The sequence below is a fragment of the Paraburkholderia sp. BR10954 genome, from assembly GCF_040965775.1.
GTDB lineage: Bacteria > Pseudomonadota > Gammaproteobacteria > Burkholderiales > Burkholderiaceae > Paraburkholderia > Paraburkholderia youngii.
Window position 1 is genome coordinate 200,478 of record NZ_JBFRCK010000006.1, and the last position, 19,343, is coordinate 219,820.

General features: G+C 62.2%; 17 protein-coding genes and 1 pseudogene. 13 read left to right on the forward strand and 5 right to left on the reverse strand.

Annotated features, from left to right (window positions below; all coding sequences use genetic code 11):
• Positions 1–21 precede the first annotated feature (21 nt).
• A complete protein-coding gene (locus tag AB4Y34_RS12010) occupies positions 22–810 on the forward strand; it encodes a TrmH family RNA methyltransferase (protein ID WP_368716117.1) in 789 nt (262 codons plus the stop codon).
• Between the two features lie 57 nt (positions 811–867).
• Here AB4Y34_RS12010 and AB4Y34_RS12015 read toward each other — a convergent pair whose 3' ends face one another.
• Complete coding sequence (locus AB4Y34_RS12015; protein ID WP_013089690.1) at positions 868–1,683, reverse strand: pyruvate, water dikinase regulatory protein; 816 nt, start codon at positions 1,681–1,683, stop codon at positions 868–870.
• 493 nt (positions 1,684–2,176) lie between these two features.
• On the opposite strand from AB4Y34_RS12015, the gene ppsA reads away from it, so the two are divergent.
• The 3 genes from ppsA to AB4Y34_RS12030 all read left to right on the forward strand — a co-directional run bounded on the left by ppsA (position 2,177) and on the right by AB4Y34_RS12030 (position 6,247).
• Complete coding sequence (ppsA, locus tag AB4Y34_RS12020; protein WP_176108300.1) at positions 2,177–4,579, forward strand: phosphoenolpyruvate synthase; 2,403 nt, start codon at positions 2,177–2,179, stop codon at positions 4,577–4,579.
• A 117-nt stretch (positions 4,580–4,696) separates the two neighbouring features.
• Positions 4,697–5,152, forward strand: a complete 456-nt coding sequence (locus AB4Y34_RS12025; RefSeq protein WP_176379223.1) for an NfeD family protein — start codon at positions 4,697–4,699, stop codon at positions 5,150–5,152.
• A 147-nt stretch (positions 5,153–5,299) separates the two neighbouring features.
• The gene (locus AB4Y34_RS12030) at positions 5,300–6,247 is read left to right on the forward strand and encodes an SPFH domain-containing protein (protein WP_176379224.1); all 948 of its coding nucleotides are present in this window, start codon (positions 5,300–5,302) and stop codon (positions 6,245–6,247) included.
• Between the two features lie 102 nt (positions 6,248–6,349).
• Here the strand turns inward: AB4Y34_RS12030 and smpB are convergent, their stop codons facing one another.
• Positions 6,350–6,796 (reverse strand): SsrA-binding protein SmpB, encoded by a 447-nt coding sequence (gene smpB, locus AB4Y34_RS12035; RefSeq protein WP_013089686.1) that lies wholly within the window; start codon positions 6,794–6,796, stop codon positions 6,350–6,352.
• A 100-nt stretch (positions 6,797–6,896) separates the two neighbouring features.
• Between smpB and AB4Y34_RS12040 the strand changes: the two genes are divergently transcribed.
• A complete protein-coding gene (locus tag AB4Y34_RS12040; RefSeq protein ID WP_013089685.1) occupies positions 6,897–7,334 on the forward strand; it encodes a type II toxin-antitoxin system RatA family toxin in 438 nt (145 codons plus the stop codon).
• Positions 7,331–7,663 carry an RnfH family protein gene (locus AB4Y34_RS12045; protein WP_018435533.1) on the forward strand — a complete coding sequence of 111 codons (333 nt, stop codon included), beginning with the start codon at positions 7,331–7,333 and terminating at the stop codon, positions 7,661–7,663. Before AB4Y34_RS12040 ends, AB4Y34_RS12045 begins: the two co-directional genes overlap by 4 nt.
• A gap of 70 nt (positions 7,664–7,733) precedes the next feature.
• Here the strand turns inward: AB4Y34_RS12045 and AB4Y34_RS12050 are convergent, their stop codons facing one another.
• Positions 7,734–8,720 carry a DMT family transporter gene (locus tag AB4Y34_RS12050; RefSeq protein WP_368716118.1) on the reverse strand — a complete coding sequence of 329 codons (987 nt, stop codon included), beginning with the start codon at positions 8,718–8,720 and terminating at the stop codon, positions 7,734–7,736.
• 98 nt (positions 8,721–8,818) lie between these two features.
• On the opposite strand from AB4Y34_RS12050, the gene AB4Y34_RS12055 reads away from it, so the two are divergent.
• The 5 genes from AB4Y34_RS12055 to AB4Y34_RS12075 all read left to right on the forward strand — a co-directional run bounded on the left by AB4Y34_RS12055 (position 8,819) and on the right by AB4Y34_RS12075 (position 14,507).
• Positions 8,819–8,965 (forward strand): hypothetical protein, encoded by a 147-nt coding sequence (locus tag AB4Y34_RS12055; protein WP_368716119.1) that lies wholly within the window; start codon positions 8,819–8,821, stop codon positions 8,963–8,965.
• Between the two features lie 51 nt (positions 8,966–9,016).
• Positions 9,017–10,477, forward strand: a complete 1,461-nt coding sequence (guaB, locus tag AB4Y34_RS12060; protein WP_176368962.1) for an IMP dehydrogenase — start codon at positions 9,017–9,019, stop codon at positions 10,475–10,477.
• 6 nt (positions 10,478–10,483) lie between these two features.
• Positions 10,484–11,203, forward strand: a complete 720-nt coding sequence (locus AB4Y34_RS12065; protein WP_368716120.1) for a hypothetical protein — start codon at positions 10,484–10,486, stop codon at positions 11,201–11,203.
• A 215-nt stretch (positions 11,204–11,418) separates the two neighbouring features.
• On the forward strand, positions 11,419–13,002 hold the full coding sequence (guaA, locus tag AB4Y34_RS12070; protein ID WP_176368964.1) for a glutamine-hydrolyzing GMP synthase: 1,584 nt from the start codon (positions 11,419–11,421) through the stop codon (positions 13,000–13,002).
• 221 nt (positions 13,003–13,223) lie between these two features.
• The gene (locus AB4Y34_RS12075; RefSeq protein ID WP_368716121.1) at positions 13,224–14,507 is read left to right on the forward strand and encodes a tyrosine-type recombinase/integrase; all 1,284 of its coding nucleotides are present in this window, start codon (positions 13,224–13,226) and stop codon (positions 14,505–14,507) included.
• A 1,820-nt stretch (positions 14,508–16,327) separates the two neighbouring features.
• Here the strand turns inward: AB4Y34_RS12075 and AB4Y34_RS12080 are convergent.
• The gene (locus AB4Y34_RS12080) at positions 16,328–16,597 is read right to left on the reverse strand and encodes a DUF1488 family protein (protein WP_368716122.1); all 270 of its coding nucleotides are present in this window, start codon (positions 16,595–16,597) and stop codon (positions 16,328–16,330) included.
• A gap of 150 nt (positions 16,598–16,747) precedes the next feature.
• Positions 16,748–16,927 (reverse strand): annotated as a pseudogene (locus tag AB4Y34_RS12085) (integrase); the annotation flags it as partial.
• Between the two features lie 260 nt (positions 16,928–17,187).
• On the opposite strand from AB4Y34_RS12085, the gene AB4Y34_RS12090 reads away from it, so the two are divergent.
• On the forward strand, positions 17,188–18,831 hold the full coding sequence (locus AB4Y34_RS12090; protein ID WP_368716123.1) for a fatty acid--CoA ligase: 1,644 nt from the start codon (positions 17,188–17,190) through the stop codon (positions 18,829–18,831).
• A 36-nt stretch (positions 18,832–18,867) separates the two neighbouring features.
• The gene (locus tag AB4Y34_RS12095) at positions 18,868–19,332 is read left to right on the forward strand and encodes a MaoC family dehydratase (RefSeq protein ID WP_368716124.1); all 465 of its coding nucleotides are present in this window, start codon (positions 18,868–18,870) and stop codon (positions 19,330–19,332) included.
• Positions 19,333–19,343: the final 11 nt, after the last annotated feature.

Below are 19,343 nucleotides of genomic sequence, written 5' to 3' on the forward strand. Positions count from 1 at the left end.
TTCTCACCGCCTTCGCTGCCTGTGAAAGCCATCACCTCGCGGGACAATCCGCTCTACAAGCGCCTGAAGGCACTGGCCGGCTCGACGCATCAACAGCGCCGCAGCGGCCACGCGCTGCTCGAGGGCTTCCATCTCGCGAGCGGGTATCTCGACGTCGCCGGTCAGCCGGAACTCTGCGTCGTCACCGACGACGCGCTGCGTCACGACGAAGCGCAGGCGATCGTTTCGCGCATCGACGAGCATCGGCTCGTGACGCTGCCGGATGCGTTATTCGGACAGTTGTCGAATGTCGTGCATGGCGTCGGAATTTTGCTGCTCGTCGAGAAGCTGGATGCGCCGCTGCCCGAGCGCGTCGAGCAAAACTGTCTGGTGCTCGACGGTGTGCAGGACGCGGGCAACGTCGGCTCGATTTTGCGCAGTGCGGCGGCCGCGGGTATCGAGCACGTGTTCTGCGCGCCGGGCACCGCGTACGCGTGGTCGTCGAAGGTGCTGCGCTCCGGCATGGGCGCGCACTTCCTGTTGCAGATTCATGAGGATGTCGACGCGAGTGCGTTGATCGAACGTCTCGCGGTCCCGATCGTCATCACCGATTCGCACGGCGCCGAAGCGATTTATGACTGCGACCTGAGCAGGCCGCTTGCGTGGGTGTTCGGCAACGAAGGGGCGGGCGTGTCGCAGGTGTGGCGCGATGCCGTGTCGTTGCGGGTGACGATTCCGCAGCCTGGCGGCATGGAATCGCTGAACGTGGCGGCCGCGGCGGCCGTCTGCGTGTTCGAGCAGTGCCGGCAGCAGCGCGGCCGAAAAAAGTAGACGTCAGTGGCGTTGCGCGGGCGCTGGCCGGCAACGCTACGCCTGCTCGGCGGTCGCTCAATACGACGGCCGATCCAGCTTGATCTCCTGCAGGATCGTCGTCGCGATCTCCTCGATCGACTTGTGCGTCGACGACAGCCACTTGATCCCCTCGCGCCGCATCATCGCTTCCGCTTCGTTGATCTCATAGCGGCAGTTTTCCAGCGCCGCGTACTTGCTGCCCGGCCGCCGCTCGTTACGGATCTCCGACAGCCGCTGCGGATCGATCGACAACCCGAACATCTTCTGCCGATGCTCGAGCAGCGGCGTGGGCAGCTTGCCGCGTTCGAAATCTTCCGGAATTAGCGGATAGTTCGCCGCTTTCACGCCGTACTGCATCGCCAGATAAAGGCTCGTCGGCGTCTTGCCGCTGCGCGACACGCCGACGAGGATCACGTCGGCGTCCGCGAGATTGCGGTTCGATTGACCGTCGTCGTGCGCGAGCGAGAAATTGATGGCCTCGATCCGGTTCTTGTACTCCTCGGTGTCCGCGTTCTGGTGGCCGCGGCCCATCGCGTGACTCGACTTCAGTTCCAGCTCCTGCTCGAGCGGCTCGACGAAGGTCTGGAACATGTCGAGCACGAGTGCGTTCGAATCCTTCACGATCTGATTCGACGAGCTATCGACGAGCGTGGTGAACACGATCGGACGACGGCCGTCCTGCACGACCGCCTCGTTGATTTTTTCGAGCGTTGCGTAGGCCTTCTCGGTCGAGTCGACGAATGGCACGCGGACCAGGCGGAATTTCTGGTCGAACTGGGAGAGGATCGAATGCGCGAAGGTTTCGGCAGTGATCCCGGTACCGTCTGAGACGATGAATACGGTGGGCGGCATCAGTGGGGCTGTGAACGTGAAAGACAAATGAGCCAGCAAAGCGCGGCGCTGGAACGCGCTTGGATCAAACCGCGCAGCGGCGCGCGGCCGGCCTCGCAAAAGCCGGCTGGCTGGCCGGGGCGCGATTCGAGACGCAATTCTCGACCGACTGCCACATTTGGGGAGTCGGCACGGTAGAATAGCGGCAACCTGTTGGATAAGCAATTGCAGGCGATTGGTCGCTAAATTACCGCGAACGGTCGTTCAACCTCCCGTCATCTGGCGTAGATATGCGTTGAACGTAAGAGATCGTGCGGTAAGTGCGTTGATTGGCGTTCTTCGCCGCCGCCGTCTCGGTCACGCTCGCGGCCGGCGTTTCCATGCAACGCATCTGCCTTAACGGCGATTGCTTATCTAACAGGTTGTGCAAGACACGGGGTCGAGCTTCCAATGGGCTGCCCGTGTTCAAGCCCACTTGCACAGTCGTGAATTTCTTTCACACTTAGGGGCTTGTATGACTAACGCAGTTACCGGCGCAAAGGACAAGGCGTATGTAGTTCCGTTCGAGCAGTTGCGGATGACCGACGTGGAAATCGTCGGCGGCAAGAACGCGTCGCTGGGCGAGATGATCAGCCAGCTCGCGGAAGCCGGTGTGCGCGTGCCGACCGGCTTCGCGACCACCGCGCTCGCGTTCCGTGACTTCCTGCAGCACAACAATCTGACCGAACGCATCGCCAAACGTCTCGAGACGCTCGACGTCGACGACGTGAAGGCGCTCGCCGAAGCGGGCAAGGAGATCCGTCAATGGATCGTCGACGCGCCGCTGCAGCCGCAGCTCGAGGCTGACATTCGCGCGGGGTTCGATACGCTGCAAAAGAGCTCGCCCGAAGAGCTGTCGTTTGCCGTGCGTTCGTCCGCGACCGCGGAAGACCTGCCCGACGCATCGTTCGCCGGTCAGCAGGAAAGCTATCTGAACGTGGTCGGCATCGACGACGTGCTCGATCGCATGAAGCACGTATTCGCGTCGCTGTACAACGACCGCGCTATCTCCTATCGCGTCCACAAGGGCTTTACGCATGCTGAGGTCGCGTTGTCGGCGGGCGTGCAGCGCATGGTGCGCTCGGACGTCGGCGCCGCCGGCGTGATGTTCACGCTGGATACCGAATCGGGCTTCAAGGACGCCGTCTTCATCACGTCGAGCTATGGCCTCGGCGAAACCGTCGTGCAGGGCGCGGTGAATCCGGACGAGTTCTACGTCTTCAAGACCACGCTCGCGCAGGGCAAGTACCCGATCATCCGCCGCTCGATCGGCTCGAAGCTGATCAAGATGGAGTTCACGAAGCCGGGCGAACCGGGCCGCGTGAAGACCGTCGACGTCGCGCACGAGCAGCGCAACCGTTTCTCGATCACCGACGAAGACGTGATCGAACTCGCGAAGTACGCGGTCATCATCGAAAAGCACTACCAGCGTCCGATGGACATCGAGTGGGGCAAGGACGGCCGCGACGGCAAGATCTTCATCCTGCAGGCGCGTCCGGAAACGGTGAAGAGCCAGGGCGGCGGCAAGGCCGAGCAGCGCTTCAAGCTGAAGGGCCAGTCGAACGTGCTGGCAACGGGCCGTGCGATCGGTCAGAAGATCGGCGCGGGTCCGGTGCGCGTGATCCACGATCCGTCGGAGATGGACCGCGTGCAGCCGGGCGACGTGCTCGTCGCCGACATGACCGACCCGAACTGGGAGCCGGTCATGAAGCGTGCGTCGGCGATCGTCACGAACCGTGGTGGCCGCACCTGCCACGCGGCGATCATCGCGCGTGAGCTGGGCGTGCCGGCGGTGGTCGGCTGCGGCGACGCGACCGACGTGCTGAAGGACGGCGCGCTCGTCACCGTGTCGTGCGCGGAAGGCGACGAAGGCAAGATCTACGACGGGTTGCTCGAAACGGAAGTCACCGAAGTGCAGCGCGGTGAACTGCCGCCGATTCCAGTGAAGATCATGATGAACGTCGGCAATCCGCAGCTCGCGTTCGACTTCTCGCAACTGCCGAACGCAGGCGTGGGTCTCGCGCGTCTCGAGTTCATCATCAACAACAACATCGGCGTGCACCCGAAGGCGATCCTCGAGTACCCGAACGTCGATCAGGACCTGAAGAAGGCGGTCGAAAGCGTCGCTCGCGGTCACGCGTCGCCGCGTGCGTTCTACGTCGACAAGCTGACCGAAGGCATCGCGACGATCGCGGCGGCGTTCTATCCGAAGCCCGTCATCGTGCGTATGTCGGACTTCAAATCGAACGAGTACAAGAAGCTGATCGGCGGTTCGCGCTACGAGCCGGACGAGGAAAACCCGATGCTGGGCTTCCGCGGCGCATCGCGCTATATCGCCGAAGACTTCGCCGAGGCGTTCCAGATGGAATGCGTCGCGCTGAAGAAGGTGCGTGAAGAGATGGGCCTCGACAACGTCGAGATCATGGTGCCGTTCGTGCGTACGCTGAAGCAGGCGGAGCGCGTTGTCGGGCTGCTCGCAAAGTTCGGCCTGAAGCGCGGCGAGAAGGGCCTGCGCCTGATCATGATGTGCGAAGTGCCGTCGAACGCGATCCTCGCCGAAGAGTTCCTGCAGTACTTCGACGGTTTCTCGATCGGCTCGAACGACCTGACGCAACTCACGCTCGGCCTCGACCGCGACTCGGGCATGGAACTGCTCGCTGTCGATTTCGACGAGCGCGATCCGGCGGTCAAGTTCATGTTGAAGCGCGCAATCGAAACCTGTCTGCGTCTGGACAAGTACGTCGGTATCTGCGGTCAGGGTCCTTCGGATCACCCGGACTTCGCGCAGTGGCTGACGGACGAAGGCATCAAGTCGATCTCGCTCAACCCCGACACGATCATCGATACGTGGCAGCAACTGGCAAAGGCAAAGGCGTAACTCGCGAGGTATCGAATGCCGCTTCGCAAGCGGCATTTAGCACGCGTTAAAGGCACGTCCGCTTCGTGCTATAAACACCCCGGTAGATCCGGGGTGTTTTGCTTTGTGGAGGTCGACGTGGCGCCTGGTGGACTGTTCTGGTGGATCGGGGCGGGTGTGCTTGTCGTGCTGGAGCTGATGAGCGGCACCTTCTATCTGTTGATGATCGCGTTCGGCTTCGTCGCGGCCGCGCTTGCGCGCATTGCCGGCGCCGGGCCCGATCTGCAGTTCGTGGTGGCGGCGCTGGTCGCGCTTGCGGCGGTCGTGGCGCTCAGACGCTCGCGCTTTGCCCGTCGCAGGCGCGAGCAGGCGTCGCGCAATCCCGATGTCAATCTGGACATCGGGCAGACGTTGAACGTGCCGACCTGGCAGGGCCGCAAAGCACGCGCGACCTATCGTGGCGCCGCATGGGACGTCGAGCTGGCCGCGGGCGAGCCTGAAGACGCACAGGTCTACGAGATCAGGGAGTTGCGCGGTAGTTGTCTGGTCGTCGTCGCGAGCCGGCAGCCGAAGGCGCGCGCGAGCGCGACCTGACGATCTGAACCCGAGTGTTGGGTGCGGTGTTCGCCACACGCGCTCATCGATGTCCCTTCACAAAGTGAAGCACCAGAGCCTAATCTGAACACGCAGGCCCGACCAACCTGCGCACAACAATTCGAAGCAGAAGCGGAGGGTAGCGATATGGATTCAACCATCGTCGGGGCAGTGCTGCTGATCGTCGTGATCGTGCTCGCGTCGCAGACCATCAAGATCGTGCCGCAGCAGCATGCGTGGGTGCTCGAGCGCCTCGGCCGCTATCACGCGACGCTGACGCCGGGGCTGAGCTTCGCGTTTCCGTTCGTCGATCGGGTCGCGTACAAGCACGTGCTGAAGGAAATTCCGCTCGAAGTGCCGAGTCAGGTCTGTATCACGCGCGACAACACGCAACTGCAGGTCGACGGTGTGCTGTATTTCCAGGTCACCGATCCGATGAAGGCATCGTACGGATCGAGCAACTTCGTGTTCGCGATCACGCAGTTGTCGCAGACCACGCTGCGCTCGGTCATCGGCAAGCTGGAGCTCGACCGGACTTTCGAAGAGCGCGATTTCATCAATCACAGCATCGTGTCCGCGCTCGACGAGGCGGCCTCGAACTGGGGCGTAAAAGTGCTGCGCTACGAGATCAAGGATTTGACGCCGCCGAAGGAAATCCTTCACGCAATGCAGGCGCAGATCACCGCCGAGCGCGAGAAGCGCGCGCTGATCGCGGCCTCGGAAGGGCGCAAGCAGGAGCAGATCAATATCGCGTCGGGCGGCCGCGAGGCGGCGATCCAGACGTCCGAAGGCGAGCGGCAGGCGGCGATCAACCAGGCGCAGGGCCAGGCCGCGGCGATTCTGGCGGTGGCCGAGGCGAACGCGCAGGCGATCCAGAAGATCGCCGCGGCGATCCAGCTGAACGGCGGCATGGACGCGGTCAACCTGAAGGTGGCCGAACAGTACGTGAACGCGTTTTCGAACCTCGCGAAGCAGGGCACGACACTGATCGTGCCGGGCGACATGTCGAACATTAGTTCGATGATCGCGTCTGCGCTGACGATCGTGAACAAGGGAAGGGCGGCAGCGGAGCCGCCGCGAAGCGACCTGCGCTGACGAACTGAGCAATCGGCGCGCAATGAGCGCGTGACAAAAAGCAAATGGCCCGCACATCGATGTGCGGGCCATTTTTCTGCGTGAGCCGCAAACGAATGGCGCTTACGTCGGCGAGCGCATCAAACGCGCCTTCTCGCGCTCCCAGTCGCGCTTCTTCTCGGTCTCGCGCTTGTCGTGCATCTTCTTGCCCTTCGCGAGGCCGATCTCGCATTTGACGCGACCGTTCTTGTAGTGAAAATTCAGCGGCACGAGCGTGTAGCCGCGCTGCTCGACCTTGCCGATCAGCTTGCTGATTTCCTCGCTATGCAGCAGCAGCTTGCGCGTGCGCACCGGATCGGGATGGATGTGCGTCGACGCTTCGGGCAGCGGGCTGATGTGCGTGCCGATCAGAAACAACTCGCCGTTGCGGATCACCACGTAGCCTTCCTTGATCTGGCCGCGCCCTGCGCGCAACGCCTTGACCTCCCATCCTTCGAGCACGAGGCCGGCCTCATAGCGTTCCTCGACCGAATAGTCGTAGAAGGCTTTTCTGTTGTCGATGATGCTCATGAATGGAAAGTGCCCAACTCGTTTAAAATTACGATTTTAGCAAAGCGGGACAAGGAAAGCCCGCCGCGCTCATCCACCCTTGCCACGCGCTGTTCAATTTATGGCAGATGTCCAGAAAACCGTGTTGATTCGCCATTCGGCGGAACAGATGTTCGACCTCGTCACCGACGTCGACGATTACCCCAACTTCCTGCCATGGTGCGGCGGCATCGAAATTCGTCACCGGGACGACACCAGCATGGAGGCGCGGATCGATATCAACTTCAAGGGCATCAAGCAGCATTTCGCCACGCGCAACTCGATGGAGCGCCCCACGCGCATCGATATGGAATTCGCCGACGGTCCGTTTCGCAAGTTCACCGGTTTTTGGCGCTTCACGCCGCTGCGCGCGGATGCGTGCAAGATCGAATTCGCGCTGCACTACGAGTTCACCAGCATCCTGCTCGAGAAGATCATCGGGCCGGTGTTCAATCACATCGCCAATACCTTCGTCGAATCTTTCGTGAAGCGCGCCAATCAGCGCTATGGTCAGGCATGAGCGCGCGGCTAACGGTTGAGGTCTGCTATGCGCTCGCCGGCGAGCAGGCGTTGATTGCGGTCGAGTTGCCCGCGGGCGCGACGCTGAAGCAGGCGATCGACGCAAGCGGGATTCTGCAGCGTTTTCCGTCGATCGATCTGAACACGCAGAAGGTGGGCGTGTTCGGCAAGCTCAAGCCGCTCGATACGGTGCTGGCCGACCATGATCGCGTCGAGATTTACCGGCCTTTATTGGTCGATCCGAAGGTGTCGCGCCAACGGCGCGTCGAAAAGACGCGCAAGGCTGGGTCGATCGAGGGGCGGCGCTGGTTGAACAAGGATTCGCGCTAGGCGGCGCGAGTCGGCGGGGCGGTGAATTTTTTCGCCCGCCGCCCGTGTCACATCATCACGTCACATCACCTCAAGGCGCCGCCGTTTGCGCCGTCTTGTCCATGCCCTCGATGCGCGCCGTACCCGACGAATCGTCGTCCGAATGCCGGCGCACCGACCACCAGACCCCCGCCACCAGCAGCAGGATCGCCGCGAGTTCGAGCGGGCGCGGCAGGCGCTCGTCGTAAATGAACGCGTAAAGCAGCGCGAATAGCGTCTCGAATACGATCATCTGGCCGGACAGCGTCAGGGGCAGCCGTTTTGCCGCGGCATTCCACAGGCCGTTGCCGAGCCACGACGCGCCGATCGCGAGCACCAGGTTGAGCAGCCAGAACGTGTGCCAGCGGGCGTCGGCCAGTTCGCCCTGCGGGCCGCCGGCCGGCAGCACCGCGACCACCAGCCACAACGCGCCGCCGAGCGCGCCCGTCACGACGCCCCACAGCACCGACCACTCGTTGCCGCTGAAATGCGTCTGACGCTGCAGGTAGCGGGCGTTTTCAACCGCGAACCAGCTCCAGCAAAGGAGCGCGCCCACCGCGCAGGCGACGCCGAGCAAGCGCGTCGCGATGCTCAGCGGCGCCGCACCGGCCACCGTAAACACGTCGATATTGATGCACACGATGCCCGCCATCACGGTCGCGAGCGGCCATGCGAGGCGCGCGAGCGGCACGGCGCCGTGATCGCGCCGGCCCATCAGCGTGACCGTGACCGGCAGCACGCCGACGATCAGCGAGGCCGGCGCGATCCCGATCAGGTGCACGGCGGCCGTCAGCAGCAGGTAATAGACGATGTTGCCGGCCAGCGCGAGCTTGACGAGCGCGATCAGGTCCTCGCGGCTCAGCCGTTTGGCGAGCGAGCGCGCGATCGGCAGGGCCGCGGCGAGCGACACGACGCCGTACATCGAATAGCGGCCGGCGACGAGCAGCAGAGGGGAGAAGTCGGGCAGCACCCGCGGCACCAGAAACACCATGCCCCACAAGGCTCCGGCCATGACACCATATATGACACCGCGCTGCATCGACTGCTCCTGCTGGATAAACTGGAATGGGCGGCAGAATAGCGGGTTCGCGGACGGGGCGTCTTGTTCGATCCTGCATTCGCGTCGCTCGATCGCCAATGGCCGCCGGCCAAGGGTCCGGCGTTTGCCTGCGAACGCGCAAACGAAACCCGATCGAACTCGACGCGAAAAGCGAAGCGAAATCGGCGCGTGCCGGAGCGGTAAAAAATCGTCTGAAATTCGCTAAGCTGCTGTTCGCGCAGTGAAAACCGGGGTGGTATCGCGTATAATTCGCTTTTGCGCCTATAGGATTTGCCATGCGTCTGATCCAAACAGCACTCACGTTCGATGACGTGCTCCTCGTCCCGGCCTTCTCCGATGTTCTGCCGCGCGACACCAGCCTCAAGACCCGGCTGACCCGCAACATCTCCCTGAACATGCCGCTCGTGTCCGCCGCGATGGACACGGTCACCGAAGCACGTCTGGCGATCGCCATGGCGCAAATGGGCGGCGTCGGCATCATCCACAAGAACCTCACGCCGGCCGAGCAGGCGCGTGAAGTCGCCAAGGTCAAGCGTTTCGAGTCGGGCGTCGTGCGCGACCCGATCACCGTGCCGCCGCAAATGAAAGTGCGCGACGTGATCGCGCTGTCGCGCCAGCATGGCATTTCGGGCTTCCCGGTCGTCGAGGGTGCGCAGCTCGTCGGTATCGTGACGAACCGCGACCTGCGCTTCGAAGAGCGTCTGGACGAGCCGGTGCGCAACATCATGACGCCGCGCGAACGCCTCGTCACCGTCAAGGAAGGCACGCCGCTCGCCGAGGCGAAGGCGCTGATGCACAGCCACCGCCTCGAGCGCGTGCTGGTCGTCAACGACTCGTTCGAGCTGCGCGGCCTGATGACCGTCAAGGACATCACCAAGCAGACCGAACATCCGGACGCGTGCAAGGACGAGCACGGCAAGCTGCGCGCGGGCGCGGCGGTCGGCGTCGGCGCGGACAACGAAGAGCGCGTCGAACTGCTCGTGCAGGCCGGTGTCGACGTGATCGTCGTCGATACCGCGCATGGCCACAGCAAGGGCGTGCTCGAGCGCGTCAAGTGGGTCAAGCAGAACTTCCCGCACGTCGAGGTGATCGGCGGCAACATCGCGACCGCCGCGGCTGCCAAGGCGCTCGTCGAATACGGCGCGGACGGCGTCAAGGTCGGTATCGGCCCGGGCTCGATCTGCACGACGCGAATCGTCGCCGGCGTCGGCGTGCCGCAGGTCACCGCGATCTCCAACGTGTCCGAAGCGCTGAACGGCACCGGCGTGCCGGTCATCGCCGACGGCGGCGTGCGCTTCTCGGGCGACGTCAGCAAGGCGCTCGCGGCGGGCGCGAGCGCGGTCATGATGGGCAGCATGTTCGCCGGCACCGAAGAGTCGCCGGGCGAAGTGTTCCTGTTCCAGGGCCGCCAGTACAAGTCGTACCGCGGCATGGGCTCGGTCGGCGCGATGAAGGACGGCGCCGCGGACCGCTACTTCCAGGACAACTCAGCGAACATCGACAAGCTGGTGCCGGAAGGCATCGAAGGCCGTGTCGCGTACAAGGGTTCGGTCAACGCGATCCTGTTCCAGCTGATCGGCGGCGTGCGCGCGAGCATGGGCTACTGCGGTTGCCGCACCATCGCCGAAATGAACGAGAAGGCCGAGTTCGTGCAAATCACCGGCGCGGGCCTGCGCGAGTCGCATGTGCATGACGTGCAAATCACCAAGGAAGCGCCCAACTACCACGTGGACTAAACGCCCATGAAGCCACTGCTGCGCGTTGTACTGATCCTCGATGCGTTGGTGCTGCTGGCGTTCGGCCTGCTGTTCGTGCTGACGCCGTGGACCTCACTGTACGACGCGCTGCAACTGGTGCCAACGGAGCCGATGCTGGTCGGCCAGGCGTTCGGCGTCGCGCTGATCGGGCTCGCATGGCTCGCGCTGCATGCGTCGTTCGACGGGGCGATGACTTCGACGGTCGCGAAGGTGGTCGGTCATGTGCACTGGCTGATCGGCGTGCTGATGCTGGTCTGGCTGCTGGGGCTGCATACGCCGTCGCTGACTGGCTTCGGGCAGATGGTGGCGGTGCTGGCCGGTGTCGCGCTGGTGGTGATCGGGCTTGGCGGCGTGCGACTGTCGGGTGTGGTGCGGCGGCGCGAGAAGGGGGGCGTGGTCAAGTCGTCGTCGAGCAAGGCCGACAGCCGGGCTGATAAGCGTGCCGCGAAAGAAGCCGAAAAGGATGCCGTGCAGAAGCGCGAGCCACGTGCCTCAGCGGGCTTTCCGATCTATCAGGCGGAGCCGGTGCCAGAGCCCGTCGTGCCGGTCACGCGACCCGTCAATCCGGCTGGGGCGGCTCCCGTTGCCACTGCCGCGCCGCTTGGTCCGGCTGCAAGCGAGCCTGGCCTGAGCGAATCCGAACGCGCCGCGCGCGACACCAGCAACGACGTGCCCGGCGCACCGCGCCCGCCGTTTCATGGCTGAAGCGCCGCGCGCCAGGCCGTTTGCCGAAGCTACCCGGTTTCGTTCGCGCGCATCGCAGGCGTCAAGTTCCGTCATTGGTCGCGCCTTTGTGCTTCATCGTAATGTTTGCTGTCCGCGCCGCGCCGAGACCGTCGCCGCGTGGACCGCTTTGAATTCATCGCCGCGCCTCGTGCGCGGCATTCCGTATCCGCTCACTTCTGATTCCGTCCGCTGCCATGCATGACAAGATCCTGATTCTCGACTTCGGTTCGCAAGTCACCCAACTGATTGCACGTCGCGTTCGCGAAGCCAACGTGTATTCGGAAATCCATCCGTACGACGTCGACGCGTCGTTCATCCGCGACTTCGCGCCGAAGGGCGTGATTCTGTCTGGCGGCCCGAGCTCGGTCACCGAGGAAGACACGCCGCGCGTGCCGCAAGCCGTATTCGAACTCGGCGTGCCGGTGCTCGGCATCTGCTACGGCATGCAGGCGATGGCGCAGCAGCTCGGCGGCAAGGTCGACATCGGCCATCTGCGCGAATTCGGCTACGCCGAAGTGCGCGCGCGCAACCATACGAGCCTGCTCGAAGGCATCAGCGACTTCACCACGGCCGAAGGCCACGGCATGCTCAAGGTGTGGATGAGCCATGGCGACAAGGTGCTGGAAATGCCGCCGGGCTTCGCGCTGATGGCATCGACTGAATCGTGCCCGATCGCCGCGATGGCCGACGAACAGCGCCGCTTCTACGGCCTGCAATGGCATCCGGAAGTCACGCACACGGTGCAGGGCCGCGCGATGCTCGAGCGCTTCGTGCTGCAGATCTGCGGCGCGAAGGCCGATTGGGAAATGGGCCACTACATCGACGAAGCCGTCGCGAAGATTCGCGAGCAGGTCGGTAACGAGCACGTCATTCTGGGCTTGTCGGGCGGCGTGGATTCGTCGGTGGCGGCGGCGCTGCTGCATCGCGCGATCGGCGATCAGCTGACCTGCGTGTTCGTCGATCATGGCCTGCTGCGCCTGAACGAAGCCGAGCAGGTGATGGCGCTGTTCGCCGATCACCTCGGCGTGAAGGTGATTCACGTCGACGCGAGCGAAGCATTCCTCGGCAAGCTCGCGGGCGTGACCGATCCGGAAGCGAAGCGCAAGATCATCGGCGCGGAGTTTGTCGAAGTGTTCCAGGCGGAGGCCGGCAAGCTGACCGACGCGAAGTGGCTGGCACAAGGCACGATCTATCCGGACGTGATCGAATCGGCGGGCAAGGGCAAGAAGGCCGCGCAAACCATCAAGAGCCACCATAACGTCGGTGGTCTGCCGGAGACGCTGAACCTGAAGCTGCTCGAGCCGCTGCGCGAGCTGTTCAAGGACGAAGTGCGCGAGCTTGGCGTGAAGCTCGGTCTGCCGCACTCGATGGTGTATCGCCATCCGTTCCCGGGCCCGGGTCTGGGCGTGCGAATTCTGGGCGAAGTGAAGCGCGATTTCGCGGACCTGCTGCGCCGCGCGGACGCGATTTTCATCGAGACGCTGCGCAACACGATCGACAAGGAAACCGGCAAGTCGTGGTACGACCTGACGAGCCAGGCGTTCGCGGTGTTCCTGCCGGTGAAGAGCGTCGGCGTGATGGGCGACGGGCGCACCTACGAGTACGTCGTCGCGCTGCGCGCGGTGCAAACGCTCGACTTCATGACCGCGCATTGGGCGCATTTGCCGCATGAACTGCTTGGGCATGTGTCGAACCGGATCATCAACGAAGTGCGCGGGATCAACCGGGTTGTCTATGACATCTCGGGCAAGCCGCCTGCGACGATCGAGTGGGAGTGATTTAGACTGCTCCCAAGTCGTTCCGGGAGTTCCGGTTTTCCCTGTTTCTCCTTTAAAAACAGATGGTTGCTGTCCGACGTGATCCGCGGTGATCCGGACAGTGCCCGAAGGAATTGTCGGTACTGTTGACGGTATTGAGATTCCCTCCTCGGACGGCCTCGTCCGATACCGTCACGACAGTGTGACGGTATCGGCTGACGGTACACGTTCGAGGAGTTCTTATGCTCACCGACCTGCAGTTGCGAGCATTAAAGCCTGCCGAAAAAATCTATAAGGTCGCCGATCAACGGGGGCTATATGCGGCGGTGATGCCGTCAGGCGCGGTGAGCTTCCGGTACGACTACCGGGTAAACGGTCGTCGGGAAACCCTGGTTATCGGCCGATACGATCCATCACTTTCTGCGCGAAAAGTACGCAAGCCAGGCGAGCTCGAATTTGGAATGGCGGTCAGCCTCCCGGAAGCCAGGCTACTGCGCGACCACGCTTACGGAAGCATCCAGCACGGACAAAGTCCGTCATGTGCGAAAGTCGAGCGGCGGGTCGAGGCGGTCGAGGCGCTGACGTTTGGAAAATGGGCGGGGAAATACTTTGCTGAGATCGCCCTTGCGGATTCCACAAGGGCGATGCGTAAATCAGTGTACGACCGCAATCTCGCGTCGGAGTTTGGGCGACTGAAGTTGGAAGAGATCACGCCCGCACGACTGATGGCGCGCTGCGAAAAAATCAAGGAGCGCGGAGCGGCTGCACAAGCGGTTCACGCGAGGGAAATCGTACTGCAGGTTTTCCGGTTCATTGAGGCTCGGGGAATTAAGGTCGACAATCCTGCGGTCCCAATTCGTCCAAGCGCTATTGCGACGTTCAAGGCGCGTGACAGGGCACTGAGTCCGGAGGAGATACACATATTCTTCAATGCGTTGGATCAGACTGCTACGACGCCGACGTTGCGGCTCGCCATTAAATTCATGCTGTTGACCCTTGTGCGCAAATCAGAGTTCATCGACGCGACATGGGATGAGGTGGACTTCAAGACGGCTACCTGGACCATTCCCAAGGAGCGCATGAAGGCGAGGCGTCCTCATCACGTCTACCTTAGCGAACAAGCGCTAGACATCCTGGTTGCGTTCAAGACATGTTTTGGCTCGAGCTTGTACCTGCATCCCGGACGGTATGAAACTGCGTCGCCGATCAGTGCGGCTACGCTGAACCGGGTCATTGACAGTACGGTGAAGCTGATCTGTGCTAGGGGTGAAGTGTTTGAGCCGCTCACTGTGCATGATCTGCGCCGCACGGCTAGCACACATCTCCACGAAGCCGGTTTCAACTCGGACTGGATCGAGAAGTGCCTCGCCCATGAGCAGCGTGGCGTTCGCGCAATTTACAACAAAGCCGAATATGCAGAGCAGAGAAGGGTGATGCTACAAGCTTGGGCCGATATGCTGGATCGTTGGATCAAAGATGGGGCGTGCGCGACCTTTACTGCGTTGAGGGCCGAGGGTGTGGCTTAGTTTGCCAGATATCTCATGGCGATAGATAGGACTACAACAGGCATAACTTGGGTTAGCGTGCACGCGGATTGCCTCAGTCCCTATCTCGGTAAGCGCATACGGCGCGTTTCGTGTGTGCTGACTGGCTACGTAGTCGGTCCGTCGCGCGGTATGACCATCACTTCCTGACGAATCGTTTCAACAGTCGTCGTTGGTGGAAATGTCGCGTCACAAACAGTTCGTTATGCATAGTGATAACAGGCGTTGGTTAGGTGGGAGCAGGAGCGGACTCGAATCGAACGGGTAGTCTTCTGACAAGTCGCAAGAAAGTTACGCTCGGTCACAGCGGTATATGCACTTGTATACGCAAAAAGCCTAGGACTGCTGCGGCTCATTATCGCTTGCGTGGAACGATTCCGATATTTCGCTTGCGACGAGCTCACCCTCAGTTTTCCGAAGATTGAATCACTAAGCTAGCGAATAGCCTTATCGAAGTTAGGCCGCAGCGGCTTTCGGCCTCTAGGTAGTGCGAACTGAATCTCTGCCACGTTGCTTGCTTGTGATAGGAAGGATTATTTTCATAGTCTCCTTGCGCTGCAAATGTCGCGATCGAAAAGGGCGAAAGACACTGGATCTCTACGCCAGATTCGCCTTGGACGGCGACGCGGCCCGCCATACGCGTCGTGCCATACCTTGAAGACGTCTGTGGCAACAACCTCTTCGAGGCTTTTGACGGGCCGCTCCGAGCGCACCGCGAATCGACCGTGGAACGCACCAACCACATGATTCGCTTCGAACTCACACGACCAGCGAATTCCGCGTAACGAGCGTGAAGGCAACCCTTTGCCTCCGGCGGACAGTCGTTCACCACGTCGTGGACCTCGAGTTCAATATGGGTGTGTACGCAATTCAGGACGCCCCCATCATTCGTTGCATCAGCATGGCGGCTGATGTTGGTGAGCGCCTGCTGCACGATGCAGAAAACCGAGGTGCGCGGTCATCGCTCCGCCAAGGGCCACGACCCTCCAGGCGGAACGTGCAAACCGTTGCATTGTGTCGTGTGAAGTCAAGGACGAGGACGCGTCCCAGCGTCTTCCTTGGTCGAGCGAACGACCGGAAGCTGACCGAATCCGACACCAGAGCGTCACGTCGACGACACCAACGAATGACTGTCGGGGTTCCGCGTGGTACAGCCATAGGCTGTGCGTTTTTTGTACTGATCTATGTTAAAGGCAGATAGCGCCGGTAAAGCGCACAGGTAGAGTTCATGTGACGGTCGCTGTTGCCGCTACGGCTACCGCCGATCACACATCTTTCAGACACGCGAAAGGCGAAAATCTGGCAATTTCGAGCACCGGGAGGCGGCGGCGCGTCGCAGCCAGTCAATCACCCTTGTGCTCGATGACGACCCTTAGCCGCCCATCGCATGCAGTGCGATCCGGTCCGCTGCGACGTATCCATAAACACCGTGGAGGTTTCGTCACGATCGCAGGTGTTGCTTCCCTCGAGCGCGTCGGCCGTTGCGTCTGAAGAGCGAGGGTGCTGAGCGCATCGGGGCCCGTCTTTGAACGTGTTCCGCTCACGACGCGACTAACGGTCATGCACGCCCGCCATCCCACTCGGAGCTTCGCCCAAAAACCAGCTGGCAAGAGATCGCCACGCCGGATTGCCGTCGCAACGCGAGGCACTTGATTCGCGCACCTGCTGTCACGCCCCGATGAAAAGGGGTTTTCGGGTAAGCCGCGAATCCACCGCTCAGCCAACTTCCGGCGAAATGCACGCGCGGTGGGAGTCAATTCTGGGGCGAGCCGAAGATTGCCCCTGAGTCGAAAAAAGGAGTCTCAGGGGCGCGAGAAATCGTCCGGCGTCAGCTGAAGTGGTGCCGCGGGATGGGCGAGCAGTTTACGTTCGGCGATCGCCCGGATGCGGCCGTACCCATTGCGAAAGGTTTTGAGGATGCGCTCGTCGTCCGCACGTGCCTCGAGCCAGAAATACGCTTCCAGCGCAGTTTTCGTGACAATGCATTCGACCGGGCGGTTCTGGAAGACGAGAGAAAATGTCACGCCAAGGCGACTGGCGAGCACCTGCGGTTCAAGTTCGACGGTTTCCATGGTTGGAAAGGACTGCGCTTCTGACCGGATCACGAGGATTTTTGCACAGGTTATGCGTCTCGGGTCTGGGCGAAGCGGGCGTGCTCATGTGATGGCGCGTCGCTTCGAACTGCGTGGAAGCCGTGGTTCTCAGCGCCGGTTGCGTCCTCGCTACCGGCGTCTGTCGGAAATAAAAGCCTCCCCGATCTGTCGGGCCAGTTTCACGTCATCACTGTGCAGATAGATCGACGTCGTCGATACCCACGCGTTCCGCAGATTGTCCCGCACGGTGGTCAGTTCCACACCGCGCCCGAGCGCATGCGTCGCGTGGGTGTGGCGCATCCAGTGCGGGTGGCGCAAGGCACCAACAATTTCGGCTACAACGCACGCGGGTGCCGCAAGCACAGCGGCACGTCTGCGCACGCGTCCCCCGTGGGACGCCCTCGTCCGCCCCTTTCCTTTCTCGCCTCAACCCTCGCTCCCCCGTTCAGGGGATGTTCCGCCCCCTTGTCTGAGCCGAAGATGACGTTATTCGGGATGTCACTGTCCACCAAGTAGTACGACAAATCTGTGCCAGCCCGCCATCCACTTTCAGACTCAAGGAGAGATTTATGCAGGACGACGCGCAGAAAGCGGCGACTTCGGCCCATGGCTATCCGCTGTTGATCAAGCAACTGCTGCATACGCCATGCGTTCAGGCGCCGGACCAGGAGATCGTCTACCGCGGGCAGCTGCGGATGACCTATTCGACGCTTCGTGAGCGCATCGCGCGCCTCGCCAGCGGCCTGAAGGGGCTCGGCGTACAGCATGGCACCACGGTCGCTGTAATGGACTGGGACAGTCATCGCTATCTGGAGTGCTACTTCGCCGTGCCGATGATGGGCGCCGTGCTGCAGACGGTCAATGTGCGTCTTTCGCCCGACGAAATCGCGTACACGATCGACCATGCCGGCGCCGAGGTGCTGCTCGTGCACACCGACTTTCTGCCGGTCGTCGAATCGATCAAGGACAAGCTCGAGAACGTGCACACCTTCGTCTATATCGACGAGCCCGACAGTGTGGCCGCCGCACATTCGATCGACTTCGTGGCGGAATACGAAGCGATGCTGGCGCAGAGCGAAGCGCACTACGACTTTCCCGACTTCGACGAGAACACCCGCGCCACGACGTTCTACACGACGGGCACGACCGGCCTGCCGAAAGGCGTCTACTTTTCGCATCGTCAACTCGTGCTGCATACGCTCACGCTGATGGCGGCGCTGGCGAGTCCCGTGTCCGGTCAGCGCTTCCATCGCGGCGACGTGTACATGCCGCTCACGCCGATGTTCCATGTGCACGCGTGGGGCATGCCGTATATCGCGACGGTCATGGGCGTGAAGCAGGTTTATCCGGGCCGCTACATGCCGGACCGCCTGCTGCACCTGGTGCGCGACGAAGGCGTCACGTTCTCGCACTGCGTGAGCACGATTTTGCACATGCTGCTCAACAACGCCGGGTCCCAGTCGGTCGACTTAAGCAAGTGGAAGATCGTGGTTGGCGGCGGAGCCTTGCCGCAGGGTCTCGCGCGTAGTGCTCTCGAGCGCGGCATCGACATCTTCGCCGGCTACGGCATGTCCGAGACGGGCCCCGTGCTGAGCCTCGCACAACTGCCGATGGGCAGCGAGGCGCTCGATCTCGACGAGCAGGTGCGTCTGCGCTGCAAGACGGGCTTCCCGGTTCCGCTCGTCGATCTGCGCATCGTCGACGAGGAGATGAACGACCTCCCGCGCGACGGCAAGGCCAGTGGCGAGATCGTCGTGCGCACCCCTTGGCTCACGCAGGGCTACCTGAAGAATCCCGAGGCATCGGAGCAGCTCTGGGCCGGCGGCTATCTGCATACGCAGGACATCGCCAATATCGACCCGACCGGCAATCTGCAGATTACCGACCGCATCAAGGATGTGATCAAGTCGGGCGGCGAGTGGGTGTCGTCACTCGAGATCGAAAGCCTGATTTCGCTGCATGCAGCCGCGGCCGAAGTGGCGGTCATCGGCATCAAGGACGAGAAGTGGGGCGAGCGTCCCGTGGCGCTCGTCGTGCTCAAGCCCGGCGCCAAAGCGAGCGAGAACGACATCAAGCAGCACGTTATGACGTTCACCACGTCGGGCCGGATCTCGAAGTACGCCGTGCCGCAGATCGTCAAGTTCGTCGATGCACTGAAGAAGACGAGCGTCGGGAAGATCGACAAGAAGTGGCTGCGCGAGCAGTTCGCCTGATCGGTCATTGAGAAGGTTAAAAGAGGAATACTCACCATGAGCATCAAGGGATACAGCATCGCCACGATCGACGACTTCGTGGGCCGCGAGCTGGGCATATCGGAATGGGTCGTCGTCGATCAGGCACGCATTGACGCATTTGCACACTGCACGGGCGACCGGCAATGGATTCATGTGGACGTCGAGCGCGCCAGACGCGAGAGTCCGTTTGGCGGCACGATCGCGCACGGCTATCTGACGCTTTCGCTGCTGGCCGCGCTCGCCATGGAGATCGGCCTGATTCCGGAAGACGCGTCGGCGGGCCTGAACTATGGGCTGGACAAGGTGCGCTTCATGACGCCGGTGAAGGCGGGCGCCCGGGTGCGCAACCGCGTGAGCCTGGTGTCGGTGGAGAAGAAGGGCGGCGGGCGCATCATCGTCAAGACGATCAACGAACTGCAGATCGAAGGTGATGAGAAGCCCGCGCTGGTCGCCGAGACCCTCGCGATGCTCGTGGCGTAATTCGGGCGTTC

What these genes read in the sequence shown, in the direction of transcription:
- AB4Y34_RS12045 (WP_018435533.1), top strand. Translation starts at nt 7,331, where the DNA reads ATGAGCGCGCGGCTAACGGTTGAGGTCTGCTATGCGCTCGCCGGCGAG.
- AB4Y34_RS12090 (WP_368716123.1), top strand. Translation starts at nt 17,188, where the DNA reads ATGCAGGACGACGCGCAGAAAGCGGCGACTTCGGCCCATGGCTATCCG.
- AB4Y34_RS12095 (WP_368716124.1), top strand. Translation starts at nt 18,868, where the DNA reads ATGAGCATCAAGGGATACAGCATCGCCACGATCGACGACTTCGTGGGC.
- AB4Y34_RS12080 (WP_368716122.1), bottom strand. Translation starts at nt 16,597, where the DNA reads ATGGAAACCGTCGAACTTGAACCGCAGGTGCTCGCCAGTCGCCTTGGC.
- smpB (WP_013089686.1), bottom strand. Translation starts at nt 6,796, where the DNA reads ATGAGCATCATCGACAACAGAAAAGCCTTCTACGACTATTCGGTCGAG.
- guaA (WP_176368964.1), top strand. Translation starts at nt 11,419, where the DNA reads ATGCATGACAAGATCCTGATTCTCGACTTCGGTTCGCAAGTCACCCAA.
- ppsA (WP_176108300.1), top strand. Translation starts at nt 2,177, where the DNA reads ATGACTAACGCAGTTACCGGCGCAAAGGACAAGGCGTATGTAGTTCCG.
- AB4Y34_RS12030 (WP_176379224.1), top strand. Translation starts at nt 5,300, where the DNA reads ATGGATTCAACCATCGTCGGGGCAGTGCTGCTGATCGTCGTGATCGTG.
- guaB (WP_176368962.1), top strand. Translation starts at nt 9,017, where the DNA reads ATGCGTCTGATCCAAACAGCACTCACGTTCGATGACGTGCTCCTCGTC.
- AB4Y34_RS12015 (WP_013089690.1), bottom strand. Translation starts at nt 1,683, where the DNA reads ATGCCGCCCACCGTATTCATCGTCTCAGACGGTACCGGGATCACTGCC.
- AB4Y34_RS12050 (WP_368716118.1), bottom strand. Translation starts at nt 8,720, where the DNA reads ATGCAGCGCGGTGTCATATATGGTGTCATGGCCGGAGCCTTGTGGGGC.
- AB4Y34_RS12040 (WP_013089685.1), top strand. Translation starts at nt 6,897, where the DNA reads ATGGCAGATGTCCAGAAAACCGTGTTGATTCGCCATTCGGCGGAACAG.
- AB4Y34_RS12075 (WP_368716121.1), top strand. Translation starts at nt 13,224, where the DNA reads ATGCTCACCGACCTGCAGTTGCGAGCATTAAAGCCTGCCGAAAAAATC.
- AB4Y34_RS12065 (WP_368716120.1), top strand. Translation starts at nt 10,484, where the DNA reads ATGAAGCCACTGCTGCGCGTTGTACTGATCCTCGATGCGTTGGTGCTG.
- AB4Y34_RS12055 (WP_368716119.1), top strand. Translation starts at nt 8,819, where the DNA reads ATGGCCGCCGGCCAAGGGTCCGGCGTTTGCCTGCGAACGCGCAAACGA.